Source organism: Kribbella sp. NPDC055110 (assembly GCF_053607525.1).
In genome coordinates, this window is sequence record NZ_JBSGTS010000012.1 from 21,598 (window position 1) to 48,015 (window position 26,418).

Consider the following 26,418-nt stretch of genomic DNA (forward strand, 5'->3'; position numbering starts at 1 on the left):
TAGTCAAAGTTGATTAGTCAGACTGGCCCGCATGATGATCGAAGCTCGCGGGCTGGTGCGGACGTTCAAGACGAAGCGGGGGCCTGTCCAGGCGGTACAGGGAGTAGACCTTGATGTGGCCGACGGGGAGATCGTCGGTTTTCTGGGGCCGAACGGGGCCGGTAAGACCACGACGATGCGGATGCTGGCCACGCTGATCCAGCCGACGGCGGGCACCGCGACGGTGGCCGGATGTGATCTCGCGAAGGATCCGGTGGGCGTCCGCCGCGGCATCGGGTACGTCCCGCAGAGCGGGTCCACTCTGCCCGAGGCGATCGCCGGCGACGAGGTCGTCGATCACGCGCGGCTGTACGGCGTACCGAAGGCGAAGGCGATCGCCGAAGGGCAGCGCCTGTTCGAGGAGCTCGACCTCCCGGGCCTCTGGCGCCGCCAGTGCAAGACGCTGTCCGGCGGGCAGCGCCGGCGGCTGGACATCGTGATGGGCCTGATCCACGACCCGAAGCTGATCTTCCTGGACGAGCCGACCACGGGCCTCGACCCGCAGGCGCGCGCCAACCTCTGGGAGCACATCCGCGGCCTGCGCGACCGCGGCGCGACGATCTTCCTGACCACGCACTACCTGGACGAGGCGGACGCGCTCTGCGACCGGATCCTGGTCATCGACCACGGCAAGATCGTCGCGTCCGGTACGCCGGAGAACCTGAAGCAGCAGGTCTCCGGCGACGCCGTCCGGCTGAGTATCGCCGACACCAGCCAGGCGCCGGCGGTGATGAAGATCGTCCGCGAGCTCGAGGGTGCCCTCGACGTCGAGACCGAGGACGCCGTGGTCGGGTTCCGGATCCCGCGCTGCGGTTCGGTGCTGCCGGCGCTGCTCCGCTCGATCGATGCCCAGGGCATCGAGTTGCACGGGGTCGAGGTCCATCGACCGACGCTCGACGACGTGTTCCTGACCATGACCGGCCGTTCCCTGCGTGACGAGGACGCCACACCCACCGACGAGAAGAAGAAGGAGACGGCAGCGTGAACGTCCTGCGTGAGACCTGGATCGTTTTCCACCGCCAGATGCGGCTGTCGCTCCGGAACCCGATGTGGTCGATCCTGATGCTCAGCCAGCCGCTGATGTACCTGTTCCTGTTCGGCCCGCTGCTCAAGCCGATCACCGCCCAGATCAGCCAGGGCGCCACCACGAACGCCTACCAGGTCTTCATTCCCGGCCTGATCGTGCAGCTCGGCATGTTCGGCGCGATGTTCGTCGGCTTCGGCCTGATCGCCGAGTACCGGGCCGGCGTCATCGAGGCCGACCGCGTCACGCCGGCGTCCCGGATGGCGCTGATGGCAGGGCGAGTACTGCGGGACGTCGTCGTACTCGTGGTTCAGTCGGTCCTCCTGCTGCTCGCAGCGCTGCCACTCGGCCTGCGTGCACCGTGGGCCGGCGTACTGCTCTCGCTGGTGATCGTCGCGCTCCTGGGCGCCACGTTCGCCTCGCTGTCGTACTCGGTCGCGCTCATCACCAAGAGCGAGGACGCGCTGGCCCCGCTGCTGAACGGCATCGCGATGCCGCTCCTGCTGCTGTCGGGCATCCTGCTGCCGATGCAGATCGGTCCGACGTGGCTGCAGCGGCTGTCCGACATCAGCCCGCTGAAGCACGTGGTGAACGGCGTGCGCGCCCTGTTCCGCGGCGACATCAGCAGCTCGTCGTCGCTCTGGGGCCTGTTCTGGGTGGTCCTGCTGACCATCATCGGACTGGCTGTCGGTGCAAGAACCTTCCGCAAGGAATCCGCTTGATGTTCATCGACGTGTTGCATGGCCGGGCTACGGTCCGCTCATGCGCTCGCCGATGGTCCGTGGGGTCGTCGGCTCTGTTGTAGTCGCTCTGGCGAGCCTGGTGACGTCGGTCGTACCCGCGTCTTCCTGGGTCGCCTCCATCCCGCTGCGCCACTCGTTGGCCGGCCGGATGGTCGGGCTGACGTTCATGGTCGCTGGGCTCGGTCTGATGGCCTGGGCCTGGCTGACCGTGGGCAGGCGCGTCATGGCCCGCGAACGCCTCCCACTTCTCCGTATGACGGCCTGCTGGAGCGCACCGCTCTTGCTGGCGCCGCCACTGTTCAGCCGCGACGCCTGGAGTTACGCGGCCCAGGGCGCACTGGTCGCCGAGGGCTACAACCCGTACGACGTGGGACCCGGCGTACTGTCCGGCCACATCATCGAGGCCGTCGACCCGATGTGGATGCAGACACCGGCGCCGTACGGTCCCCTGCCGCTCGCGTACGGCGGTCTGGTCGCCCACCTCACCATGGACCCGTACGTGCTGATGCTGGCGCACCGCCTCCTCGCCGTACTGGGCATAGTCCTCATCGCGTGGGCTGTACCGCGCTTGGCGATCGCATGTCGCGTCGACCCGGCTTTCGCCACCTGGCTGGTCGTACTGAACCCCATGCTGATCACCCACGGCATCGGCGCGGCCCACAACGACGTACTGATGCTCGGCCTGGCCTGCAGCGCGTTCGCACTGGCCCTGACGGGTCGCTGGGGTACGGCGGCAGTCGTGGCCGGTGTAGCGGCTGCCGTGAAGCTCCCGGGTGGACTCGTAGTGATCGCGATCGCCGCAGTGATGAGCCCACTGGCCGGACGGGTGCTCCGCTTTGCCAGTCTGGTCATTGCGGGCGCGGTGTCCGTGCTGACGCTCGTCACCATCGGTGCACTGACCGGTGTGGGCTCCGGGTGGCTCGGTGCGCTCGACGTACCCGGGCTGGTCCGTTCACCCTTCTCCATCGCCAACCTGATCGGTATGGCGGCGTCCGGCGTACTGGGATGGCTAGGAGAGGACACTGCTGCCGCACAGGCGCTGCAGATCGTCCGTCTGGTCGGTATGGTCGCCGCACTCGCTCTGATCGCGTGGCTGAGTCTGCGGTCGTCGATCCACTACGCGGCACGAGCTGTCGGTGTCGCACTGCTCGCGGTCGTCGTACTCGGGCCGAGCGCGCACGACTGGTACTTCCTGTGGTGCCTGCCGTTCCTGGCCGTCGCACGCCCTGGACGACGGCTGACCACGATCATCACCGCGGTCAGCCTGATCTTCACGATCGCTGCTCCGCTGAACTCGTCGCTGCGCGGCGCGACGATCCCGATCCTCACGACGACCGCCCTGGTCATCGCGATGGCAGTGTCGCTGCTCAGCCACCTCCGGACGCTGCAACCGGCGCGGAAGGTACCTGTTACAACTGCTTGAGCGCCGCGACCATCGCCGCGCCGAGCGGTCGGTGAGCTTCCCGGGAGATCCGCACCTCGACCACGTCCAGGCCGGCGACCGTACGCGTCAGCGCGGCCCGCAACTCGTCGACGGTCCGCACCAGCATGTACGCCGTACCGCTGGCTGCGCACAGTGCGCCGAGGTCGACGTTGTGCGGCGTACCGAAGACGCGCTCGAAGTGCGTCGCGTGCGTCGGATCGCCTTGTTCGAGGGTGGAGAAGATCCCGCCGCCGTTGTCGTTCACGACCACGATCCGCAGGTCGGGACGCGCCTCGTCCGGACCGACGACCAGCCCGTTGCTGTCGTGCAGGAAGGCGAGATCGCCGATCAGCGCGTGCGTCGGGCCCGCGTTCGCGAGGGCGGCGCCGATCGCGGTCGAGATCGTGCCGTCAATACCGGCCAGGCCGCGGTTCGCGATCGTACGGATCGGGACGACCGGGGCGAGGTCGAGGTCGCGGATCGGGTTCGAGGAGGCGACGACGAGCATGCCGTCGGCGCCGACCGCCTCGCCGACGAGCGCCGCGACGCGTGGTCCGCTGAGGCCGTCCGCGAGGACCTTGTCGATCTCGGGGCGGGCGACCTGGTCGGCGTGCTGCCACCTCGCGAGCCAGTCGGTCCGGTCGGCGCCGGTGACCTCGAGCGCGGTGACGACGGAGGCCGCGCGGCGGGCCGGGTCCGGCCACAGCCCGGTCGGCGAGATCACGACGACCTCGACGTCCGGCCGGGCCAGCAGCTTCGAGATCGGGCGGGACAGGGTCGGGTGCCCGAACACCAGCACCCGCTCGATCTCGCCCGCCAAGGTGTTTGCCTGCAGCAACAACCGGTACGCCGAGATCACCGACGGGCCGATCCGTGCGCGACTGGACGGCTCCGCGAACAGTGGCCACTGTCCGGCCTCTGCCGCCAACCGCGCGGACTGCGACGCACCATCGCCGGCAACGACCACCGTCTTCGGTCCGGGCGACACAGCTGCCGGACGGCCCGCTGCTGCGTGAATGGAGGTCCACGGGCCGGTGCTGCGTCCACTCAGCGGCTCAGGCCACTCTGGTCCCTCTGTCGGAACCAGCGGCTCCGAGAACGGGCAGTTGAGCTGCACTGGCCCCGGGTCGGCGGTACGGGCACCTACTGCCGTCGCCACGGCTCTGGCAACCTGCGAGCGCCAGTACGCGACCTGACCGATCTCACGGATCGGCGTACCCATTTCGTGGAACAGGCGGACCGCAGAGCCGAACACCTTGATCTGGTCGGTCGTCTGGTTCGCACCGCTGCCTCTCAGGGCAGGTGGCCGGTCCGCGCTCAGCACGATCAGCGGGAGCCCGCTGTGCGACGCCTCGAGCACAGCCGGGTGCAGGTTCGCTACCGCCGTACCTGAGGTGGTCACCACAGGTACCGGTAGACCGCTGCCGCGCATCAGGCCGATTGCCAGGAATCCCGCCGTACGCTCGTCGATTCGCACATGCAGCCTGAGCCGCCCGTCACGGTCGGCGGCCGCGAGTGCCAGCGCCAGGGGGGCGCTGCGGGAGCCGGGTGACACCACGGCCTCGCGTACACCGCAGCGGATCAGTTCGTCGACCACTACGGTCGCGAAAGCCGTGGACGGGTTCATCCGGCACTCCTTACTCGGGACAGGCGTTCTTCCCACACCTTCGTCCGGTCCGCGTCCGCACGTGCGGCTTCCAGTAGTTGGGGATCCGGTACGACGCTTCGGACCGACAGGAACCCGTTGGTGGGTAGTAGCGGCTCGGCGACCACCTCTTGGGTGAACATCGACACGGTGGCCAGACCGCAGGCGTAGGGCAGTTCCGGAAGCGCAGCGGCGAGTGCTACGCCAGCAGCGATGCCTACTGAGGTCTCCAGCGCAGACGACACCACTACGGGCAGTCCGATCCGGTCAGCGATCTCCAGACACGCACGGACGCCTCCGATCGGCTGGACCTTCAGTACGGCGATGTCCGCGGCGTCGAGCTTCTTGACCCGCAACGGGTCCTCGGCCCGGCGGATCGACTCGTCAGCCGCAACAGGTACGTCGGTACGCCGCCGTACCTCGGCCAGCTCCTCCACAGTCGCACACGGCTGCTCGACGTACTCCAGGTCGAACCGCTGCAGCTGCTTGAGGTTCTGCACTGCCTGGTCCACCGACCACAGCCCGTTGGCGTCGATGCGTACCTGTCCGCTGCCGATGGCGTCCCGTACCGCTTCGAGGCGCTCCAGGTCGTCCGCGAGCGTCTGACCCGGCTCGGCCACCTTCACCTTCGCCGTACTGCAGCCAGACGCTCTTACGATCTCTGCGGCCCTCTCGGGTCCGATGGCCGGCACTGTGCAGTTGACGGGCACGCGGTCGCGGACCGGCGCCGGCCAGCCGTCCTCGGCCGCCTCTCGCGCCGCACGCAGCCAGGACACACAGGTGGCGTCGTCGTAGTCCAGGAACGGGCTCCACTCCGCCCAGCCCGCGGGGCCTTCGTACAGCATCCCCTCGCGCACTGTGATGCCACGGAACTTGTTCTTGAGGCCGATCGAGTACGTGATCACCGCACGCCCTCCAGCAACCGCTGCCGGTCCACCTTGCCCGAAGCAAGCATCGGCAACGCCTGCAGCTGTACGACGTCCCGCGGGGCCCACGTCCGCGGCAGGGTCTGACTGACCCAGTCCCGGAGCTCGTCGCGCGTCGGCTCACCTACGACGAACGCGACCACACGCGTCCCCCACTCGGCATCCGGGACCCCAAGTACTACAGCGTCCGTGAGCTTCGGATGCTCGAGCAGCCGCGCCTGCACAGTCGTCAGCGTGACGTTCACGCCACCGGAGATCACCACGTCGTCCACGCGACCGATCACGCGCAGACGCCCATCCACGAGTTCGCCACGATCCTGTGTGCGGAACCAGCCGTTCTGCAGCACCTCGGCGGTGAGCTCCGGTCGCAGCCGGTACCCATCGAAGAGCGTGCTCCCCTTGATGAGTATGCGTCCGCCGTCCAGGTCGATCGACGTACCGTCCAGCGGCACACCGGCGTACACACACCCGCTGCCGGTCTCGGTCATCCCGTACGCCGGGATCGCGTTGACGCCGGCCTCCGCGGCCCGCAGTTTGAGCGGCTCCGGCGTCGACGCCCCGCCGATGATGATCGCGTCGAACGACCGCAGCGCGTCCAGGTCCGTCTCGAGATAGCGAGCCAGCTGCGTCGGCACCATCGCCGTGTAGCGCCGTACACCGGTCAGCTTCAGCGCGGCCGCCGTGAAGCTTTCGTCGAGCAGCACTGGCGTCGTACCGGCGACCAGTGAACGCGTGAGGATCTGCAGGCCGCCCACGAAGTACGGCTTCATCGGGAGCAGCCACTGCCCAGGTCCGCCGAGCCGGTCGTGGGTGGCGGTCGCCGACGCGATCAGCGCCTCCCGCGACAGCAGCACGCCCTTCGGCTCGCCGGAGGACCCGGAGGTGGTGAGTACGACCGCGCAGCCGTCCTCGAGCGGCTCGTCCGGCTGGGCCGCGTCGTGAACCCGCGCGGCCGCCGCCGGGTCGCTCGGCACCGGCGCGAACGGCGTACCGCTCCCGTCGAGTACGCCGCTCAGCGCGGACAGCACCGCGTCCGGCGTGCCGGGAACCAGGCGCAAGGTAGACATGACACCGACGAGCGTACGGCCCCCCTGCGCCGGTCGGCCGCCTGGCTGACAGAATCGACGCTCATGGCCACCCCTGCCCAGTGGATCGAAGGCGCCCGCCCCCGAACCCTGCCTGCCGCGATCTCCCCCGTACTCGTCGGAACCGGCGCCGCCGCGTACCTCGACGGCTTCGTCTGGTGGAAGGCGCTGCTCGCCCTCGGCGTCGCGCTGGCCCTGCAGATCGGCGTCAACTACGCCAACGACTACAGCGACGGCATCCGCGGTACCGACGAGAACCGCGTCGGCCCACTCCGCCTGGTCGGCTCCAAGGTCGCCACACCGCGGGCAGTCAAGACCGCCGCCTTCACCTGCCTCGGTATCGGCGCAGCGCTCGGCATCGTGCTGTGTGCGACCACCACGTGGTGGCTGCTGGTCGCCGGTGCCGCGTCGTTGCTCGGTGCGTGGTTCTACACCGGCGGCAAGAAGCCGTACGGCTACCGGGCGCTCGGTGAAGTCAGCGTGTTCCTCTTCTTCGGCCTGGTCGCCGTCCTCGGTACGACGTACGCCCAAGCGGAAACGCTGCACTGGTCGGCCATCGCCGGCGCCGTCTCCGTCGGCGCGATCGCCTGCGCTCTCCTCGTCGCCAACAACCTCCGCGACATCCCGACCGACTCCGTCACCGGCAAGCGCACGCTGGCGGTGGTGTTGGGCGCCGCCCGCTCCCGCCGCTTCTACGCCGCCCTGATCGCCCTGGCCTTCATCCTCGCGGCCGTCTCAGTCATCGCCACCCCGTGGACCCTCCTCGCCTTCATCGCCCTCCCCCTGGCCGTCAAGTCCACCCGCATCATCCTGAGCGACGCAGTAGGCCCCGCCCTCATCCCCGTCCTCAAGCTCACCGGCCTCACCGAACTCCTCTACGCCATCGGCCTCGGCCTCGGCCTCGCCCTAGGCAGCTGACCTGCGCGCAGGAAAGCGTGGGGTTGAACAGGAAATAACCTGTTCAACCCCACCACCACGCCGGCCACCGCACCACAACGCTGGTGGTCCCGTGAGAAGCGGGGTTACTCGGGTTCGGTCCAGTGGCCGGTGGTGGCGAAGGATTCCAGGGTGGTGGTGTAGGGGGTGATGTCGATGCCGCTCGTGCGGAGCCAGGCGTCGTCGTAGTAGGTGTTGCCATAGCGTTCGCCGCTGTCGCAGAGGAGGGTGACGATGCTGCCGCGGGCGCCCGTACGGCGCATTTCGGCGGCCAGGCGTAGTGAGCCCCAGAGGTTGGTGCCGGTCGAGCCGCCGACGAGGCGGCCGGTGACGCGGGAGCAGAAGCGCATCGCGGCGATCGAGGCGGCGTCGGGGACCGAGATCATCCGGTCGACGACGCCGAGCACGAAGGACGGTTCGACGCGCGGGCGGCCGATGCCTTCGATGCGGGACGGGCGGCCGGTGGAGTACTCGTGGTCGCCGGCTTCGAAGGCCGGGAAGAACGCCGAGTTCTCCGGATCCACCACGGCGACCGACGTGTCGTACCGCTGGTACCGGACGTAGCGCCCGATCGTGGCCGACGTACCGCCGGTCCCGGCGCCGACCACGACCCAGGTCGGGATCGGGTGCTGCTCGAGCGCGAGCTGCTCGAAGATCGACTCGGCGATGTTGTTGTTGCCACGCCAGTCGGTCGCGCGTTCGGCGTAGGTGAACTGGTCCATGTAGTGGCCGCCGGTCTCCTCGGCCATCCGCTTGGCCTCGCCGTAGATCTGGCCGGAGCGTTCGACGAAGTGGCAGCGGCCGCCGTAGAACTCGATCAGCTCGACCTTCTCGGGGCTGGTCGAGCGCGGCATCACCGCGACGAACGGGAGGCCGAGCAGGCGGGCGAAGTACGCCTCGCTGACCGCGGTGGAGCCGCTGGACGCCTCGATGACCGTGGTGCCTTCGTGGATCCAGCCGTTGCACAGGGCGTACAGGAACAGGGACCGGGCGAGCCGGTGCTTGAGCGAGCCGGTGGGGTGCACGGACTCGTCCTTGAGGTACAGGTCCACACCGGAACCCTCCGGCATCGGGAACACGTGCAGATGCGTGTCCGCGCTCCGGTTCGCGTCGGCGTCCACGATCCGGATCGCCTCGGACACCCAGGCACGCGCCTTCTCGTCCCGGCGATCGACCTCACGGCACACCCCGTCAACCTCACTCATGCGGGCCAGGCTAGGACGTCGAGGCCGATTTGAGTATTCCTACGCTCAGCAACCACCCGCCCCGGCGGCGAGGATCGGTCCATGATCGATTTGCCTGACTGGTTCGTCGCGCTCATGTTCGCGGCTGTGGCGTGGAGCACCCTGCTGTCGACTGCGATCATCACTGCCTGCATGTTCCTGGACATCTTCTGGTGCGCGGCGGTCCTCGACTGGGGTCTGCTCTGGCTGCTCACCTGGTTCCTCCTGCCCCACGCCCAACGGGACCGGATCCGCCGGCCCGCACCCGCCCAGCAGTACGCCGGGTGGCCCCGATGATCCCGCTCGGCGCGGTCCACTTCTCGCCCGGCGAGATCGCGCTGATCCTCGCGGTCCTCACGTTCGGCTCGATCATCCTGGCGCTGCCGGCGACCCTCACCCTCGCCTGGGTCGGCTACCGCCGCGGCACCCTGCGACCGGGCGCGAACGCCCTCTGGTACTGGCTCATCGGTACGGCGCTCTCGGTCGCGACGACCGCGGTCGCGGCGGGCCAGGGCCTCGGCTGGTGGGCCGTATCGATCGGCTGGATCCCCACGTTGTTGCTGGCTGTAGCGCTCAACCCCCGCAGGACCCCGAACGCGAGCTAGGTTGGGAACCCATGACGAACCGGTTGGGGGAACGATGACCGAGAACAGTGATCGGCCGACGCGGCAGCGGGCGACGTTGACCGATATCAGCTCGCGGGCGTGGGAGCACCCTGCGGACCGTGGCGCACTGGTGGCGCTGCGGCAGCTGAAGGGGTTCGACTACGTCCTGCGGAAGATGTCGGGACTGATCAACGAGCGCGCGTTCCGGCTGCAGTACCTCGGCTCGGCGATCCGGGTCGACGAGCGGCAGTTCCCGACCGTGAACCGGCTCTTCACCGAGGCAGCCTCCACGCTCGACGTACGCCAGCTCCCCGAGCTGTACGTCACCAACAGCCCGATCTGGAACGCGGTCACGATCGGCATGGACAAGCCGTTCATCGTGGTGAACAGCGCCCTGCTGCAGGGCCTGGACGAGGAGGAACTGCGGTTCGTCCTCGGTCACGAGCTCGGGCACGCCCAGAGCGGTCACGCGCTGTACCAGTCGCTCCTGCTCTGGCTGATGCGCCTCACCGGCGCCATCGGCTGGATGCCGATCGGGGCGCTCGGTCTGCGTGCGATCATCGCCGCCCTGCACGAGTGGTCCCGCAAGGCGGAGCTGTCCGGTGACCGGGCCGGTCTGCTCGCGGTCCAGGACCCGGCGGTCGCGCTGCGCGTCCAGATGAAGCTCGCCAGCGGCGGTCAGCTGAGCGAACTCGACACCACCGCGTTCCTTGCGCAAGGAACGGAGTACGAGAGCGCCGGCGACCTGCGCGACAGCGTGCTGAAGCTGCTGCTGCTCGAGGCGCAGTCGCACCCGCTGGCCGTGATCCGCGCGCACGAGCTGCGCCGCTGGGTCGACGAGGGCGAGTACACGACGATCGTCTCCGGTGAGTACCCGAAGCGCCAGGACGACGGCGACGCGTCGATCTCGCAGGAGGCGAAGAACGCCGCCAAGTCCTACACCGACGCGTTCAACCGCTCGCAGGACCCGCTGGCCAAGTTCCTCCGCGACCTCGGCGACGGCCTCGGCGGCGTCCGCGACTGGGTCTCCTCGAGGTTCCCGCCGAGGAATTGATGATCGAGCTCGACAACGTCGGACCGGACGACTGGAAGGCCTGGCGGGAGCTGCGGCTCGCCGCACTGGAGGAAGCGCCGTTCGCGTTCGGTTCGCAGCTCGCGGACTGGATCGACGCTCCCGAGGAACGCTGGCGCGAGCGGCTGTCTGTACCCGGCGCCTACCAGGTGATCGCCTCGATCGACGGTACGCCGGCGGGTATGGCAGGCGGGTTCCCTGGCGAAGACGCGGCCGAGCTGGTGTCGATGTGGGTCGCCCCGGCCGGTCGCGGCAAGGGCGTCGGCAACGCGCTCATGACCGCAGTCGAGGACTGGGCCCGCAGCATCGGAGCCCGCGCAGTGAAGCTGTCAGTTGTCCCCGGCAACGACCCGGCGCACAACCTCTACCTCCGCCACGGGTACGTCGACATCGACGAGCCCGGCGACCTGATGGCAGACGGCGTGACCCGCGAACTCGTGATGCAGAAACACCTGTAACCGAAGACGAAGGGCCTGCTTCCCCCCTCCCGGGAAGCAGGCCCTTCGAGCATCAACAGCACTCAGCCCATGTGGACGGGCTGGCCGTCGTTGGCCAGGTCCTTGTGCTTGATCGACAGGCCGACCAGCGTGATCAGGGCCGCACCCAGCGCCAGGAACGCCGACCAGATGAACGCCCGGGTGAACCCGTGCGTCGTGGCGAGCGCGGTGAACTGCCCCTGGAGCTGCTTGATCTGCTCCGGTGACTGCCCGGACTCGGCCGCCTTCTGCAGGCCCGGGGCCAGCTCGGCGAACTTGTCCTTGATCGCGTTGGCGGAGATCGTGCCGAGCAGCGCCAGGCCGACCGCACCACCGATCTGCTGCACCGTGTTCAGTACGGCGGAACCGACACCGGAGTCCTCGTCCCCGACCCCGCTGACCGCGGTCAGCGTGAGCGGCACGAAGATCAGGCCCATCCCGAAGGCCAGCACCAGGATGTACGGCAGCAAGTGGGTCCAGTACGTCGAATCCACCTCGAGCCGGCTGAACCCGAACATGCCGGCCGAGACCAGCACGCCGCCGGCGCCGGAGATCCAGCGCGGGTCCATCCGCGCCACCAGCGTCGACGCGACCTGTGCGGCGGCCACGATGCCGAAGCTGAACGGCAGGAACGACAGACCGGTCTTGATCGCGCTGTAGCCCATGATGCTCTGCACGTAGATACCGAGGAAGTAGAACATCGAGAACATCGCCGCGCCGACGATCAGCATCACGAAGAAGCTGACGCCGCGGGTCCGGTTCGCGAGGATCCGGAACGGCATCAGCGCGTGCCGCGACCGGGACTCGATGACCAGGAAGATCGCGATCAGCGCGAGCCCGCCGAAGATGAAGCTCAGCGTCGCCGCGTCACCCCAGCCGTTCGAGCCCGCGTGGGTCAGACCGTAGACCAGCGAGGTCAGACCCACCGTGCCGGTGATCGCGCCAGGCAGGTCGAACTTGCCGGTCTGCCGGGGCGACTCGCCCAGGAACCGGAACGCCAGCACTGCCACGATCAGGCCGATCGGCGTGTTGATGAAGAAGGTCCAGCGCCATGACGCCTCGGTCAGCGCACCACCGAGGATCAGACCGACGGCCGCACCGGCCCCGGACATCGCGGCGTACACGCCCATCGCCCGGTTGCGCTCCTTGCCGGCCGGGAAGGTGGTGGTGATCAGTGCGAGCGCGTTCGGCGAGGCCGCCGCGGCCGCGAGACCCTGCAGAATCCGGCTGGCCAGCAGCACGCTCTCGCTCTGCGCGATACCGCCGACGAACGACGCCAGGCCGAACAGCACGACGCCGAAGATGAAGACCTTGCGGCGACCGAGGATGTCCCCGATCCGGCCGCCGAGCAGGAGCAGACCGCCGAACGCCAGCGCGTAGGCGTTGACCACCCACGGCAGCGACGCGTTGCTGAAGCCGAGCGCGTCCTTGATGTGCGGCAGTGCGATGTTCACGATGGTGCCGTCCAGCACCACCATCAGCTGCGCCATGCAGATCAGCGCGAGCGCGATCCCGAGATTGCGGTGACCGTGCGCGGCGGCCCCGGTCTCGGCGTCGACCGGCCGCCCCTCCGGCGGATCGGCGTTGATGACTTCTTCGGACATAAGAATTTCCCCTCTTGGGCAGACTTGCCTGGTTGAATCGCGGACCGGCCCCTCACCGGTCAGCTCACCTGCGACCCCCGCGCCGCAGGCAGAATCACGTTGTCGATCACTCGGAGGATCAGTTCGTCGGTCGGCTCGACGCCGAGCACGTAGGCGTGGTGGACGATGACCGCGGGCAGCGTCGTCGAGAGCAGGTCGACGTCGACGTCGGCGGCGATCTCACCGCGCTCGACGGCCCGTTCGAACACCTTGCGGGTCAGCTCCAGCCGCGGGGCCAGAAACCGCTCACGAAACGCCTTCTGCAGGTCGGCGTCGCGATGCAGGGCGGTGATCAGGCCGGCGATCACCGACATCGGCACCTCGTCGGTGAAGCCGCCGTCACCGCAGGACATCGAGATCAGGTCGCCGCGGAGGCTGCCGGTGTCGACGTCCTCCGGCATCGGGCAGCCCTTCGCCCGGCTGATCGCGTCCACAACCAGCTCGGCCTTGGTGGACCAGCGCCGGTACAGCGTCGCCTTGCTGGCCTTCGCCGCCGTCGCCACCGCGTCCATGGTCAGCCGGTCGTAGCCGAGCTCGGCCACCACCGCCACGGTCGCGTCGAGGATCTCCTCCTCACGCCCGCCTTCGACCCGCGGCCGCTGCCGCACGCCTGCTGCATCCAACGTCATCACCCTGAGTAGCTACAAGAACACCGATAGAACGAAACGGTTCCGTTTCATCCACCACGGTACGACTCATGTGAAGGCAGGCACAAATGATTTTGGGAGGATTTCGCTTATGGCATAGATCACTCTCCGTACCAGTCGACTACTGGTACGGCGTCTGTAGGCGGGACTCGCGCCTAGTCGTCGTCCTCGGCGGAGCGGGCCTGCTCGAGGCGGGTGGAGATCTTCGCGGCGCGGGTCTCGATCTTGCCGGCCAGGCGGTCCCGGGCGGCGCGCAGGACGAAGATCGACAGGATCGAGGAGACGATCAGGGCCAGCAGTGCGATCGGCCAGATCGACAGCCAGGTGCGCAGTGCGAGCCACAGCACCGCCAGGCAGACGGCGAACAGCGCCGCCCGCAGGCCGGTGTAGATGCCGAACTCCTTCATGTCAGACCCCAGCGTAGGAGTGCAGGCCGGAGACCAACAGGTTCACGCCGACGAAGTTGAAGATGAAGACGAACCAGCCGACGATCGCGATCGTCGCGGCCCGGCGGCCCCGCCAGCCCGCGGTCGCACGGGCGTGCAGGTAGGCGGCGTACACCACCCAGGTCACCAGCGACCAGACCTCCTTGGGGTCCCAGCCCCAGTAGCGGCCCCAGGCGTGCTCGGCCCAGATCGGACCGGCCACCAGCACGCCGAACGTCCACAGCGGGAACGCGAACGCCAGCACCTTGTACGCCGTACCGTCCATCGCCTCGGCGCTCGGAAGCCGGCGCAGCGATGCGGACATCGTGCCGCCCTCCAGCACGCGGCGTTGGGCGCGGGCCTTGACCAGGTACAGCACCGAGACCAGGCCGCCGACGGTGAACGCGCCACCGGAGATCGCGGCCGCGGACACGTGGATCACCAGCCAGTACGAGTGCAGCGCCGGGACCAGCGGACCGGCCGGCGTGTAGAGCGCCAGCGTCGCCAGACCGAGTACGGCGGCGATCACGAACGTCACGCCGAGCCCGAGGTACTGCAGCTTGTAGCGCTGCACGAAGATCAGGTACACGATCGCGACCGCGAGCGATGCCGTGATGGAGAACTCGTACATGTTGCCCCACGGCACGCGCCCCGCCGCGAGTCCACGGGTCACCACACCACCGAGGTGCAGCACGAAACCCAACCAGGTCAGCAGCAGCCCGATCCGGCTGGCCGCATCAAGCCGCTCGCCCGTCGCCGGCTCCTCAGCAGCAGGAGCATCGGGTACGTCGCCAACGCCGCCGGAGACTGCTGCGCCGTCGGACGCGACCAGCACCTCTTCCTGCACCGCAACCGTCTTGGCGACCGCAGCGCGACCGAGGGCCCACTCCATCGCGTGAGAGACCATCGCGAGGGCGTAGATCACCGTCGCAGTCGGGATCAGCAGGTTGGAGACTTGCGCGTAGGTCTCCGGACTCATGACTGCTCCTCGGTGCTCGAGCTGGGTTTCAAACTCTTGGTAATCGCCTGGATCTCGTCGCCGAGGCCGCGCTCGGGGCCGCGGTCCAGACCGGCGACCTCGACAACGGTACGCCCGTCCTGCTCGCGGACCCGCACCCAGGTACGGCGCGGATGCACGAACAACGAACCCATCAGGCCGAGGATCGCCAGCGAGATGCCCGCCAGCGCGAGGCCGGTCCCGGGAGTGTGGCTGATCTGCAGCTTCACCCAGCGGCTGTACCCGTCGAACGTGATCGACCCGGCCTTGTCCGGCAGCTGGGCGCTCTGCCCCGGTGCGAGCTGGAGCCGCCACTTGTCGCCGTTCGCCTGGAACTGCGTCAGCTTCGACTTGTCCAGCTGATACACCGACTCCGGCTTCCCGGTCTCCGGCTGCGGACGGCCGTAGTACCCGGTCATCACCAGCGCCGGGTTCAGGTCGTCGGGGAACACCGACACCGGACCGTTCTGGCCGATCACTGCGGTCGGCAGGAAGAAGCCCTCGAACCCAAGTGTCATCGGTCGCGCGTCCGGCGCCTTGATCACGCCGAACGACGAGAAGTTGCTGTCCTGCGGCAGGAACGGCGCCGGCCCGGAAAACGCTACATTGCCCTGTCCGTCGCGAACCGTCACCCGCGGCGCGTACCCGTGGCCGAGCAGGAAGACGCTGCTCCCGTCCAGCTTCAGCGGATGGTTCACCTGCAGCTCGTACGACTTCTCCGGCGCGTCCGGCGTCTGCTGGTAATCCAGCTGCGCCTTGAACTCGCGCGCCGCGCCCTTCTGCGGACCGTCCTCCTGGAACTTCACCTCGAAGTCCTTCACGGTCAGCGAGAACGGCGGCAGGTCGTCGTCACCGCTGAACGCGCGTCCCGGCGTGAAGTCGTCGTACTGCGCGACCGAGTTGGCGAACCCGTTGCCCACGACAACCAGTACGGAGCCGCGGTAACCGAACAGCGAACCCCACGCGACCCCGACCAGCGCCAGGATCAGCGAGAAGTGGAAGAGCAGGTTGCCGGCCTCGCGCAGGTATCCACGCTCCGCGCCGACCGCGCCGTCGTACGACTGGACCCGGAAACGGCGTTTCCGCAGCTCGCGGGTCGCGACCTCGAGGACGTCGCCGGCTTCGGAGAGCTCGAAGCGCTGGTACCCGGGCAGCCGGTTCAGGTTTCGCGGCGGCCTCGGCGGCCGCGCCCGCAGACCCTTCGCATAGACAGAGAGCCGGGGTACGACGCAGCCGATCAGCGAGATGAACAGCAACAGGTAGATCGCCGAGAACCATGCGGACTTGTAGACGTCGAACAGCCCGAGTTTGTCGTACAACGGCCCGAGCGTCTTGTGGGCCGCGAGGAAGTCCGAGACCTTGATCGGGTCGATCGGCGTCTGCGGGACCAGCGATCCCGGCACCGCGCCGAGCGCCAGCAGGAACAGCAGCACCAGCGCGGTCTTCATCGACGTCAACTGCCGCCAGGTCCACCGCAGCCAGCCGACCAGCCCCATCGCAGGCGGGCCGGACGGCTCCTCCGGTCCGGACGCGGCCGCGATGCGGTCCTTGACCTCTGTCATCTCAGACCGCCGATCCGAAGTTGGCGACCCACTGCCGCAGGTCCGCGGTCATCGCATCCCACACTCCCGTCAGCAGCAGCAGTCCCACCGCGATCATCAGTACGCCGCCGATCCTGATCACCAGCAACTGGTGCTTGCGCACCCACGCCACCGCGGACAGCATCCGCCGGAACGCCAGCGCGGCCACGATGAACGGGATCCCGAGCCCGAGGCTGAAAACCAGTGCCAGCGTCGCGCCGCGCCCGGTGCTCCCCTGAGTGGTGGCCAGCGTCATCACGGTCCCGAGCGTCGGCCCGATACACGGCGTCCACCCGAATCCGAACAGTACGCCGAGCAACGGCGCCGCCGCGATCCCGACCGCCGGCACCCGGTGCACCCGCACGTCCTTCTGCAGGAACCCGAACCCGCCGAGGAAGACGAGACCCAGGACGACGGTCAGCGCGCCGAGGACCCGGGTGATCGCGGTCTGGTGGTCGATCAGCAGGTCGCCTACCTTGCCGAACACGACGCCGGTGAGGATGAACACCGCCGAGAATCCGGCGACGAACAACGCCGTACCGGCGAGCATCCGGCCGCGCTTGTCCGAGCCGAGCTCGGCCGCGGACAGGCCGGTGACGTAGGACAGGTAGCCGGGCAAGAGCGGTACGACGCACGGCGAGAAGAACGAGATCGCACCGGCCAGCACCGCGATCGGCAGTGCCACCACCATCGACCCAGTCATCGAGTCGGCGAACCACTGTCCCATTAGCCCGCGCCAAACATCATTTAGCGTCAGCCACCATGCCGAGCAAGGTCTGCTTGGTGACCTCACCGACGACGCGGCCGGCGACCTTGCCATTCTTGTCGATCACCAGCGTGGTCGGGATGGCCTTCGGCGAGATCTGGCCGCGGAACCGCAGCAACGCCTTGCCGTTCGGGTCGTAGATGCTCGGGAACGGTACGCCGAACTCCTGGACGAACTTCTTCGCGGGCGCGGGATCCAGGTCGCGGGTGTTCAGCCCGATGAACTGCACCGACGCCCCGAGCTCCTTCGACGCCGCGACCAGCTCGGGTGCTTCCTTGCGGCACGGCGGGCACCACGAACCCCACACGTTCAGTACGACGACCTTGCCGGTCTGCTCGGACAGCGTCCAGGTCGTCCCGTCGAGCGTTTTCCCGGTCAGCTCCGGCGCCGGCTTCCGATCGGCCGCAGCGAACGTGGACACGTTGCCGTTGCCGCTCACGAACCCCGACTGGCCCTGGCGGTTCTGCGCTGCCTGCTGACCGGACGAGCATGCGGTGACCGCGAGCAACAGCCCGGCCACCAGCACAACAGCGCGGCGCATCAGGCTCCCCCGACGAATTTCTTCGGGTTCTTGACTCCCATTTCCCACCCGCTTTTTCTTTCCTTCATTACGCCCCAGCCACGAACTTCTTGGGGTTCTTCACAGGAAGTAGGTCTTTGGCGGGTTCGGAGTAGCCGACCGAGACGATCTGCTCGCCGTGAAAGGTGAACGAGGTCAGGCTGGCCAGGCTGCACTGCCGCTTGCGCGGGTCGTGGAACATCCGGCGGCCCTCGATCGCGGACCGGACGATCCAGATCGGCAGCTGGTGCGACACGATCAGCGCCTCGTGACCGGCGGCCTTCTGCCGGGCGGTCTCGACCGCGTCCCGCATCCGCCGGACGAGCTGCTGGTACGGCTCACCCCAGGACGGCTTCCACGGGTTCCGCAGCAGCCACCAGGCGCTCGGGTTGCGCAGCGCGCCGTCGCCGACGCCGAACTTCTTGCCCTCGAACAGGTTCGCCGCCTCGATCACCCGCTCGTCGATGTCCGGCGTCAGGCCGAACACCTTGGCGATCGGCTCCATCGTCTCCTGGGCCCGCTCCAGCGGCGAGCTGACCAGGTGCACGATGTCGCGGCCCTTGACGTGCTCGGCCACCCGGCCGGCCATCGCTCGGCCGAGCTCGGACAGGTGGAAGTCGGGGATCCGGCCGTAGAGCACGCCGGTCGGGTTGTACACCTCGCCGTGACGCATCAGGTGCACGACCGTCGTTTCGGTCACCGCTGTCCCTTCAGTCCTGTACGGCGGCTGCCGCGCGGGCCGCCGGAGTCAGAGCGGCCTCGAGCTCGCCCAGCGCGTCGTCGTCGATCGCCGCGCTGACGAACCAGGCCTCGAACGCGCTCGGTGGCAGGTAGACACCGGCGTCCAGCATGGCATGGAAGAACGCCGTGAACCTTGGCAGCACCTGAGCGTTGGCCCCGGCGAAGTCCCGGATCTCGGCAGGTCCCTCCGAGGACTCCACGAAGAAGACGCTGAAGAGGTTCCCGGCGGCCGAGATGACGTGCGGCACACCTTCCTTGTCCAGCGCGGTCGACACCAGGCGCTGGATGGTGAGCGAGGTCTCGTCGAGCTTGGCGTACACCTCGTCGGTCGCCAGTCGCAGCGTGGTCAGACCGGCGGTCGTGGCGATCGGGTTCCCGGACAGCGTGCCGGCCTGGTAGACCGAGCCCTCCGGCGCGAGGTGGGACATCACGTCGGCGCGACCGCCGAACGCCGCGGCCGGGAAGCCACCGCCCATCACCTTGCCGAACGTCATCAGATCCGGCCGTACGCCGTCGACGCCGTACCAGCCGGAGCGCGTGATCCGGAAGCCGGTCATGACCTCGTCGGAAATGAAAAGTGCACCGTTTTCCGTGCAGATCCGGGCGAGGAACGCGTTGAAGTCGTCCCGCGGCGGAACGACGCCCATGTTGCCGGGCGAGGCCTCGGTGATCACGGCCGCGATCTGGTCGCCGTACTCCGCGAACGCGGCGGCGACAGCGGCCTGGTCGTTGTACGGCAGCACGATCGTGTCCGCAGTGGTCGCCTCGGTGACTCCCGGCGTACCGGGGATGCCCAGCGTGAGGACGCCGGAACCGGCCTGGGCCAGGAGCGCGTCCACGTGTCCGTGGTAGCAGCCGGCGAACTTCACGATCTTGGCGCGCCCGGTGAACCCGCGGGCCAGCCGGAGCGCGGACATCGTCGCCTCGGTCCCGGACGACACCAGCCGGACCTTGTCCACCGGCGTCCGCGCGACGATCTCCTCGCCGAGCAGTACCTCGGTCTCGGTCGGCGTCCCGTACGACGTACCGCGGCCGACGGCGGCCTGGACGGCGGCGATCACCTCGGGATGGGCATGTCCGAGCAGCAGCGGACCCCAGGAGCTGACCAGGTCGAGATAGCGGTTGCCGTCGACGTCGGTCATGTGACATCCGTCACCGGAAGCCATGAAACGCGGTACGCCTCCGACGGCGCGGAACGCCCGGACGGGAGAGTTGACCCCGCCCGGGGTCACCGTGGAGGCTCTGGCGAAGAGTTCGGCGGAGTGCTCAGTGTGTGCGGGCCCAGGGTCTGTCACCGGGCCATTCTCCCCTGCGGGTCCGGCGCCCCGACCGGCAGGGCCGGGCGGTTTTCCGGACCCGATCGTCCGCAAGGGGTTCACAGGCGCTTTGTTACGCGCGAGTATGGGTACCCGGTGACCGCACGTACACGGTCTGCGTCCGACGCGTAACCCACGCAACGGGGCGGACGTTAGACCTATTACGACGGCAACCGACAAGACACAAAGACTGTCCGCGGCGTGGGGCCGGACCGGTCGATGAGTCACGGAGGGGAATCATCGATGGCGAAGGGCAAGCGCCGCGCCACGGGTAGCGGCTGGCGTCAGGTGGCGCCGCTGATCCCGCTGGCGCTGTTCGCGAGCGCGTTCACCGTCAGCGCCACGGACGACCCGGCGATCGCTACGGCGTCGCTGGACAACGGCCTGGCCGGGGGCAATCCGGTCGTCGTACCGAAGCAGCCGATCGCCTTCCCGGCCAACGTGCCGGTGCCGGGCGTCGTCGGCCACGGCGTCGACCCTGGCGAGCAACCAACGCAGGTGGTCTCGGGCCTGTCCCGGAACGGCATTCCGAACGCCGCACTGAAGGCGTACTCCCGGGCGCAGCAGGTGCTGGCCCAGGCGGACCCGGCGTGCCACCTGCCGTGGACGCTGGTGGCCGCGATCGGCCGGGTCGAGTCCAACCACGGCCGCTTCGGCGGCAACTCGCTGAACTCGCTGGGCGTCGCGATCCCGGGCATCTTCGGCCCGCGGCTGGACGGTTCGTCCGGGACGGCCCGGATCGCCGACACGGACGCGGGTTCGTTCGACGGTGACGGCGCGTTCGACCGCGCGGTCGGCCCGATGCAGTTCATCCCCGGCACCTGGCGAGCCATGGGAGTGGACGGCGACGGCGACGGCGTGCGGAACCCGCAGGACATCGACGACGCGGCGATGTCGACCGCGGTGTACCTCTGCTCGGGCAACACCGACCTGTCCAAGGCGAGCGACCTGAACGCGGCGGTGCTGCGCTACAACCACTCGCAGCAGTACGTCGACCTCGTGGTCAGCATCGCGAAGGCGTACGCCGGCGGCAGCTGGATCGCGGTCGGCAACGGCACCGCGGGTGACGACGTCGATGAGGCCGGCGACCAGATCGACGACCCGACCATCGACGCCCCGTCGGACAAGGACCTGCCGAAGTCGATCGACATCCCGACGCCGACCGCGACCGCGACGCCGACCCCGATCCTGACCGACGAGCGGGGCGGCGACCGGCCGACGGACCGGCCGACCGCGACGCCGACGGCGACTCCGAGCAGCAGGCCGACCGCGACACCCACCACGGTGAAGCCGACCACCTCGAAGCCGACCACGGCCAAGCCGACAGTGCCGACCACGACCACGCCGGGTGTCAGCAGCCTGACGACGGCCGTCGGGGTCATCGTCGGCACGGTCGGCAGCACGGTGGCCGAGCTGCAGAAGGCCACGACGTACTGCCAGTCCGAGATGGCGAAGGTGACGATCACCAAGCCGACCCAGACCCAGTTGCAGAAGTGCGTGACCGCCTACCAGACCGGTGGTGCCAAGGCGGTCGACCAGGTCATCCGTGGCCTGCTGTCCGCGCTTGGACTCCTGGGCATCCTCGGTGGAGGCATCCTCGGGAGCTGATCCCTACTGGACCGGCGCGCCTGCCCCCACCCCTCCCTTGGCGCGCCTCTGGCGACGCCACGGAGCACTCCCCCCCCCGCTTCGTGGCGTCGCCCTTTTTTAACGTTCAGCCGACCCAGGCGCGGTCGATGGTCTGGGTGATGCTGTTGCCGACCAGGTCCGTCGCGGTCACCCGGATGCTCGGGTACGCACCGGCCGGCACCTGGGCGCGGACGGTACCGATCCCGCGCAGCGACAGTTTCTTCCAGGTCTTCCCGTCGTACGAGATCTCCGCTGTGGTCCGGAAGATCCCCACGCCGCGCACGCCCGGCTGGTAGCGCGGGGTGAGCTCGAGCCAGCCGTTGGCGTGTTTGTAGTCGACCTGAACGAGCGGCAGCACGACCCGGCTCTTGGACGGCACCGAGAGGAAGTGCCACTGGGTGTGTGTCGACGTCGACGTTTTCGCCCAGCTGTTCGGGCCGCGCTTCTGGTCCAGCGTCAGGTCGTACCAGGCGACGCGTGCCGGGACCGTGAACTGTGCGACGGACCAGTTCTTGCTGCCCAGTTCGACCCCGTTGCTGCTCAGCTTCATGCTCGTCACGTCGCCGCGGTCGCCCCAGCCGAACGTGGTCCGGTCGCCGCTCACGTACTGCGGAATCGCGATCCGCAGCGCGTTCTCGAACCGCGCCGGCGGCCAGCCCTGCGCCTCGTCACCCGGCGAATCCGACAATCCGGGTACGGCGGGACGCGTCAGCGACTCCCACCAGCCGCGCGTGACCTGCTCACCCGGACGGTAGGACCGCGTGATCGTGGACTCGAAACCGGTCTCGTTCCACTCCCCCGCGGACGTCGTCTCGTCCCAGGTGACGCCCTTCAGGTCGGTGACCAGATAGTCGGTCCGCTTCACCGCCCCGGCCACCACGCGTGACGCCGACAGTCCGGTCGAGAGCCCCGGAAGGTGCGCGACCCGCTGGTCCCGATGCAGCCAGAACGCGTCGTTGCGCTGGAAGTCCGTCGTCACCGCGGCCGGGCGCATCTTCGCGACGTCGTACGTCAGTCCGCCCTTCACGACCGACGGGCCGATCGCGACGTCGTACCGGTAGGTGCTGTCGAGCAGGCCGCTCAACTGCAGCGTCGCCGGACCCTTCGCTAGCGCTGCTAGCAACTGCTTGCCCTGCTCGGATCGCAACAGGTACAGCGGAACGCCCTGCTCGGTGCCAGTCGACCAGAAGCCGGGTTCTTCGTTGTAGAGGAACACCACCTTGGCGCCCGCCGCCTTCGCGGCCTTGACCTGTGCGGTCGTCTTGTCGAAGCCACCCCACCGAATCAGTACGGCGGCGTCCTTGGCGCCGGTCAGCTCGGCCGCGGTGCCGTCGCCGCCGTTGTAGAGCGGGAGTTTCGCGTTCCCGACGTACACGGTCCGCTGCGATCCCTCGGCCGGGGTGGACAAGCGGACGCCGTTGACGTCGACGGTCAGCTTCGGCTGCGCGAGGTCCCAGCGCTGCACGACCTGGAAGGTGCCGTTGGCAACCTTTCCGAAGTCCTGGACGTAGACGCCGTCCGCGACCCGGCCGTTGTACGCCCAGCCGGAGACGGCGTCCCGGTCACCGACCTTGCGGTGCCAGGCGATCCCGATGCTCTGCGCGTCGGCCGGTCGCGGCGTCTTGATCGTCACCTTGTGCGCGGTCCGGGCGTCGAACGTGAACGTCCGGTCGCTGCCGATCCACTCGTCCGGATCGCCGAGCAGCGTGATCGAGTTCGCCCAGTCCGCCTCGTCGCCGCCGACGGCGTACGCCATCACGCTGTAACGGCCGGTCGGTACGTCGAGGGTGCGGCTGCCGGTCTCGTCGAACGCGATCGCGCTGACGTCGCCGGTGTCCTGGTTCCACAGCTGGACGCCGCTCGCACCAGCAGCCGTGGTGGCGGGCTTGCCGTCGCGGCCGATCGCCTTCACGGTCACCTGGTTCAGCCGTCCACCGGCCGCGAACCCGAGACCGGTCCGGACCGCGGTGTTCCCGCTCCGCGCGGTCAGTACGCCGGAGTACTTGGCGGACTGGGTCTTGGCGAGGTCGAGGGTGACCGTCGCGGACCCCGTAGCACCGGCGGGGATGGTCAGCCGGGCTGGGCTCACCGTCAGCCCGGCCTCCACCCCCGCCGGAGACTGTGCGTCGACCGACAGGGCCAGCGTCACCGAGCGGTTCGAGTTGTTGCGGTAGGCAACCTTGCGGGTGACCGGCGCGGGGGCGGTCGGGCCGGTCCAGGACAGGTCGCCGAAGAACAGGTTGGCGGTGTCCGGGAGGACCGTCGGGTCGAGCGCGTTCGGGATGTCGATCCGGCCGAGACCCTGCTGGTCCGTGCGGGCGCCGGCCGACGGGACAGCCGTCGAGGCCAAAGCGGCCTTCAGCTGCGGGCCGGTCCAGTCGGGGTGCCGTTGCGCGAGGATCGCGGCCGCACCGGCGACGTGCGGCGTCGCCATCGACGTACCGCTCATCGCTGTGTAGTACTGGCCGAGGATATGGCCCTGCTCGGTGCCGGCGGCGCGTGCGGCCGCGATCTCGACGCCGGGAGCGGTCACCTCGGGCTTCAGGGCGCCGTCGCCGAGGCGCGGTCCGCGGCTGGAGAACTTCGCCAGGCTGTTGTCCCGGTCGACCGCGCCGACGGTCAGCGCCTCGGACGCGGAACCGGGAGATCCGACGGTTTCCTCGGCGCCGGAGTTGCCGGCCGCGATCACGAACAGCGCGCCGCTCGACTTCGACAGCCGGTCGACGGCCTCGCTCATCGGGTCGGTGCCGTCGGACGGCCAGCCGCCGAGGCTCATGCTGACGACCTTCGCGCCCTGCTGGACGGCCCACTCCATCCCGGCGATCGCCTCGGAGTCGTACCCGCCGCCGCTGTTGTCGAGCACCTTGCCGATCAACAGTTCCGAACCCGGCGCCACACCCTTCCGCTGGCCGTCCGACGCCGTACCGAGACCGGCGACGATCGACGCGGTGTGCGTGCCGTGGCCGTGCAGGTCCTGGACCGCCTGGTCGGGGACGAAGCTCTCCGATGCGACGACCTGCTTCGCGAGGTCGGGGTGGCCGGCGTCGTACCCGGTGTCGAGGACGGCGACCTTCACGCCGTGGCCGTCGTACCCCTGCTTCCAGGCGGTCGGGGCGCCGATCTGCTTCGTGGACCGGTCGAGCGTCGCGTGGGTGCGACCGTCGAGCCAGATCTTCGTCACCTGGCTGGACTTGAACGTCGTCGGTCCGCTGATGCCGTCCCAGAACGTCTTCGCGTCCGCCTTCTGCACGGTCACCGCGGTGCTTCCGACGCTGGCGAGGGTACGGCGGTACGTCGCAGCGGCCGGCGTACTCGGCGCGATGCTCGTCGGCGCGGTGATAAGGAGCGGAAGGCTGGCGTTGCTGGCGTCGTCGTACCCCTGCGCCGCCAGCTCGGTCAGGTTGAAGAGGCGCTTGTCGAGGCGGCCCGCGGAGAGCAGCGGGTACGCGTCGGCCGGGACCAGCGTGAGGTCTCCGTCGAAGGTGCCGAAGTAGTACGGCTCGTCGTCGAGCAGGCGGGCCGAGACCTGACCGTTGGAGCTCGTGGTCAGCTCGGCGACATCGCCGGTGACGAGTGTGATCCGCTTGCTGCTCGCGCCGGGCGTCGGGTTGGTCGTCGGGTTGGTCCCAGGATTGGACGCTGCGGGGCCGGCCGGTACATCGGGCGGGCCGGCATTCGCCGCGGTGGTCGTCAGCAGCAGGGAACCGGCGACCACCGCGGCGAGCAGCCCGGCCGCGGACCGGGACATTCGAGACATCACAGGGGGAAACCTCCCGACGCCCCGACCCACGCGAGGCCGTCGGAACGACCCTCGCAGCCACCCTCACCCCCGGTCCACCAATCCCCCTGACCTACACCCGCCATGACCGATACCGGCCACTTTGAGAACCCACCAACCAAAAACCGCGCCGAAATCTGGTTGGTGGGTTCTCAAAGTCAGGCGAAGCGCTTGGTGACGTTCTCGACGCGCTCGAGGAGGTCCAGGTCGTAGGCGACGCCGGGGACGTAGAAGATGACGTAGTCGGCGCCGGCCTCGAGGACCGCCTCGACCTTGTCGGCGATCTCGTCCTCGGTGGCGACGAAGTTGTCCCGGTCGAACTTCTCCCGGTTCATCGGGCCGAGCGCCTTCTCGGTCGCCTTCTGCGGGTCGTCGCCCTTGTCGATCGGGAACACGTTGAAGTTCGTCGACTTGATGATGTCGTCGTAGTTGCGGCCGAGCTTCTCGCAGTGGCCGCGGAGGATGTCCGCCTTCTCCTTGAACGTCTCCGGGTTGCCGCCGCCGATGTTCGCGGCGTCGGCGTACTGCGCGACCAGCTTCAGCGTGACCTTCGGGCCGCCGCCGCCGATCCAGAAGCTCGGGTGCGGCTTGCGGACGCCCTTCGGCTCGTTGATCGGGGCATCGATCGAGTAGTACTTGCCGTTGTAGACCGGCTTGTCCTCGGTCCACATCTTGTAGATGATCTCGGTCGCCTCACGGAACGCCGCCATCCGCTGCGGTACGTCGGTCCACTCGTAGCCGTATGCCTTCCACTCGTGCTCGTACCAGCCCGCGCCGATCCCGGCGTACAGGCGGCCGTGGCTGGCGACGTCGACGGTGGACGCGATCTTCGCGTACAGCGACGGGTTGCGGTACCCGTTGCAGCCGACCATCTGGCCGATGTTCACGCGCTTGGTGTCGCGGGCCAGCGCCGCGGTCGCGCTCCAGCACTCGAAGGTGGTGTTGTCACTCGGCTCCGGCACCGTGTGGAAGTGGTCGAACAGCCAGATCGAGTCCCAGGACTGCTCGTCGGCGCGCTGGGCGACCGCGGTCATCGCCTCCCACTGCTCGATCGGATCGGCGATGCCGGCCAGGTCCATCTTCCAGCCCTGCGGTACGAATACCCCGAAACGTGTAGTCATGCTGCCATCCTTTCCGGGG

Annotated in this window: 24 protein-coding genes; 9 read left to right on the top strand and 15 right to left on the bottom strand. The window is 68.7% G+C overall.

From position 1 onward, the window contains the following. Positions 1–31: 31 nt before the first annotated feature. From ACWF0M_RS20150 to mptB, 3 genes are read left to right on the top strand one after another with little or no spacing between them, the layout of a single operon-like run. The gene (locus ACWF0M_RS20150; RefSeq protein WP_452237207.1) at positions 32–1,024 is read left to right on the top strand and encodes an ABC transporter ATP-binding protein; all 993 of its coding nucleotides are present in this window, start codon (positions 32–34) and stop codon (positions 1,022–1,024) included. Further along, positions 1,021–1,785 carry an ABC transporter permease gene (locus ACWF0M_RS20155; protein WP_452237208.1) on the top strand — a complete coding sequence of 255 codons (765 nt, stop codon included), beginning with the start codon at positions 1,021–1,023 and terminating at the stop codon, positions 1,783–1,785. The genes ACWF0M_RS20150 and ACWF0M_RS20155 overlap by 4 nt, the downstream gene beginning before the upstream one ends. 40 nt (positions 1,786–1,825) lie before the next feature. After that, a complete protein-coding gene (gene mptB / locus ACWF0M_RS20160) occupies positions 1,826–3,229 on the top strand; it encodes a polyprenol phosphomannose-dependent alpha 1,6 mannosyltransferase MptB (protein WP_452237209.1) in 1,404 nt (467 codons plus the stop codon). Here mptB and menD read toward each other — a convergent pair. Genes menD through menE form a run of 3 tightly spaced genes read right to left on the bottom strand, consistent with a single transcriptional unit; the run spans position 3,216 to position 6,867 of the window. Next, positions 3,216–4,856, bottom strand: coding sequence for a 2-succinyl-5-enolpyruvyl-6-hydroxy-3-cyclohexene-1-carboxylic-acid synthase (gene menD, locus ACWF0M_RS20165; protein ID WP_452237210.1), 1,641 nt, complete (start codon positions 4,854–4,856; stop codon positions 3,216–3,218). The genes mptB and menD overlap by 14 nt on opposite strands. After that, a complete protein-coding gene (locus ACWF0M_RS20170) occupies positions 4,853–5,779 on the bottom strand; it encodes an o-succinylbenzoate synthase (RefSeq protein ID WP_452237211.1) in 927 nt (308 codons plus the stop codon). The genes menD and ACWF0M_RS20170 overlap by 4 nt, the downstream gene beginning before the upstream one ends. After that, positions 5,776–6,867 (bottom strand): o-succinylbenzoate--CoA ligase, encoded by a 1,092-nt coding sequence (menE, locus tag ACWF0M_RS20175; RefSeq protein WP_452237212.1) that lies wholly within the window; start codon positions 6,865–6,867, stop codon positions 5,776–5,778. The genes ACWF0M_RS20170 and menE overlap by 4 nt, the downstream gene beginning before the upstream one ends. A gap of 63 nt (positions 6,868–6,930) precedes the next feature. On the opposite strand from menE, the gene ACWF0M_RS20180 reads away from it, so the two are divergent. Continuing rightward, a complete protein-coding gene (locus ACWF0M_RS20180; RefSeq protein WP_452237213.1) occupies positions 6,931–7,803 on the top strand; it encodes a 1,4-dihydroxy-2-naphthoate polyprenyltransferase in 873 nt (290 codons plus the stop codon). Positions 7,804–7,907: 104 nt separating this feature from the next. Here the strand turns inward: ACWF0M_RS20180 and ACWF0M_RS20185 are convergent, their stop codons facing one another. Continuing rightward, the gene (locus ACWF0M_RS20185; protein WP_452237214.1) at positions 7,908–9,026 is read right to left on the bottom strand and encodes a PLP-dependent cysteine synthase family protein; all 1,119 of its coding nucleotides are present in this window, start codon (positions 9,024–9,026) and stop codon (positions 7,908–7,910) included. 81 nt (positions 9,027–9,107) lie between these two features. Between ACWF0M_RS20185 and ACWF0M_RS20190 the strand changes: the two genes are divergently transcribed. Genes ACWF0M_RS20190 through ACWF0M_RS20205 form a run of 4 tightly spaced genes read left to right on the top strand, consistent with a single transcriptional unit; the run spans position 9,108 to position 11,179 of the window. Further along, the gene (locus ACWF0M_RS20190; protein WP_452237215.1) at positions 9,108–9,341 is read left to right on the top strand and encodes a hypothetical protein; all 234 of its coding nucleotides are present in this window, start codon (positions 9,108–9,110) and stop codon (positions 9,339–9,341) included. Then, positions 9,338–9,649, top strand: coding sequence for a hypothetical protein (locus ACWF0M_RS20195; RefSeq protein WP_452237216.1), 312 nt, complete (start codon positions 9,338–9,340; stop codon positions 9,647–9,649). Before ACWF0M_RS20190 ends, ACWF0M_RS20195 begins: the two co-directional genes overlap by 4 nt. Before the next feature lie 34 nt (positions 9,650–9,683). Continuing rightward, a complete protein-coding gene (locus ACWF0M_RS20200) occupies positions 9,684–10,703 on the top strand; it encodes a M48 family metallopeptidase (RefSeq protein WP_452237217.1) in 1,020 nt (339 codons plus the stop codon). Further along, the gene (locus ACWF0M_RS20205) at positions 10,703–11,179 is read left to right on the top strand and encodes a GNAT family N-acetyltransferase (RefSeq protein ID WP_452237218.1); all 477 of its coding nucleotides are present in this window, start codon (positions 10,703–10,705) and stop codon (positions 11,177–11,179) included. The genes ACWF0M_RS20200 and ACWF0M_RS20205 overlap by 1 nt, the downstream gene beginning before the upstream one ends. A 62-nt stretch (positions 11,180–11,241) precedes the next feature. On the opposite strand, the gene ACWF0M_RS20210 is transcribed toward ACWF0M_RS20205, so the two are convergent. From ACWF0M_RS20210 to hemL, 9 genes are all read right to left on the bottom strand, one after another. Next, positions 11,242–12,801, bottom strand: a complete 1,560-nt coding sequence (locus tag ACWF0M_RS20210) for an MFS transporter (protein WP_452237219.1) — start codon at positions 12,799–12,801, stop codon at positions 11,242–11,244. Positions 12,802–12,860: 59 nt separating this feature from the next. After that, positions 12,861–13,463 carry a TetR-like C-terminal domain-containing protein gene (locus ACWF0M_RS20215; protein WP_452237220.1) on the bottom strand — a complete coding sequence of 201 codons (603 nt, stop codon included), beginning with the start codon at positions 13,461–13,463 and terminating at the stop codon, positions 12,861–12,863. A gap of 179 nt (positions 13,464–13,642) precedes the next feature. Continuing rightward, the gene (locus ACWF0M_RS20220) at positions 13,643–13,894 is read right to left on the bottom strand and encodes a DUF4229 domain-containing protein (RefSeq protein ID WP_452237221.1); all 252 of its coding nucleotides are present in this window, start codon (positions 13,892–13,894) and stop codon (positions 13,643–13,645) included. A gap of 1 nt (position 13,895) precedes the next feature. Further along, positions 13,896–14,891, bottom strand: coding sequence for a c-type cytochrome biogenesis protein CcsB (ccsB, locus tag ACWF0M_RS20225; protein ID WP_452237222.1), 996 nt, complete (start codon positions 14,889–14,891; stop codon positions 13,896–13,898). Next, positions 14,888–16,471, bottom strand: a complete 1,584-nt coding sequence (resB, locus tag ACWF0M_RS20230) for a cytochrome c biogenesis protein ResB (protein WP_452237223.1) — start codon at positions 16,469–16,471, stop codon at positions 14,888–14,890. Before resB ends, ccsB begins: the two co-directional genes overlap by 4 nt. A 1-nt stretch (position 16,472) precedes the next feature. Then, positions 16,473–17,216 carry a cytochrome c biogenesis CcdA family protein gene (locus ACWF0M_RS20235; protein WP_452237224.1) on the bottom strand — a complete coding sequence of 248 codons (744 nt, stop codon included), beginning with the start codon at positions 17,214–17,216 and terminating at the stop codon, positions 16,473–16,475. Positions 17,217–17,232: 16 nt separating this feature from the next. Next, positions 17,233–17,796 carry a TlpA family protein disulfide reductase gene (locus tag ACWF0M_RS20240; RefSeq protein WP_452237225.1) on the bottom strand — a complete coding sequence of 188 codons (564 nt, stop codon included), beginning with the start codon at positions 17,794–17,796 and terminating at the stop codon, positions 17,233–17,235. Between the two features lie 67 nt (positions 17,797–17,863). Next, on the bottom strand, positions 17,864–18,487 hold the full coding sequence (locus ACWF0M_RS20245) for a histidine phosphatase family protein (protein WP_452237377.1): 624 nt from the start codon (positions 18,485–18,487) through the stop codon (positions 17,864–17,866). Positions 18,488–18,524: 37 nt separating this feature from the next. Beyond that, complete coding sequence (gene hemL, locus ACWF0M_RS20250) at positions 18,525–19,850, bottom strand: glutamate-1-semialdehyde 2,1-aminomutase (protein WP_452237226.1); 1,326 nt, start codon at positions 19,848–19,850, stop codon at positions 18,525–18,527. A gap of 264 nt (positions 19,851–20,114) precedes the next feature. On the opposite strand from hemL, the gene ACWF0M_RS20255 reads away from it, so the two are divergent. Continuing rightward, the gene (locus ACWF0M_RS20255) at positions 20,115–21,479 is read left to right on the top strand and encodes a lytic murein transglycosylase (protein ID WP_452237227.1); all 1,365 of its coding nucleotides are present in this window, start codon (positions 20,115–20,117) and stop codon (positions 21,477–21,479) included. 106 nt (positions 21,480–21,585) lie between these two features. Here the strand turns inward: ACWF0M_RS20255 and ACWF0M_RS20260 are convergent, their stop codons facing one another. Continuing rightward, a complete protein-coding gene (locus ACWF0M_RS20260) occupies positions 21,586–25,248 on the bottom strand; it encodes a S8 family peptidase (RefSeq protein ID WP_452237228.1) in 3,663 nt (1,220 codons plus the stop codon). A gap of 188 nt (positions 25,249–25,436) precedes the next feature. Next, on the bottom strand, positions 25,437–26,399 hold the full coding sequence (locus ACWF0M_RS20265; protein ID WP_452237229.1) for an LLM class F420-dependent oxidoreductase: 963 nt from the start codon (positions 26,397–26,399) through the stop codon (positions 25,437–25,439). Between the last annotated feature and the right edge of the window lie 19 nt (positions 26,400–26,418).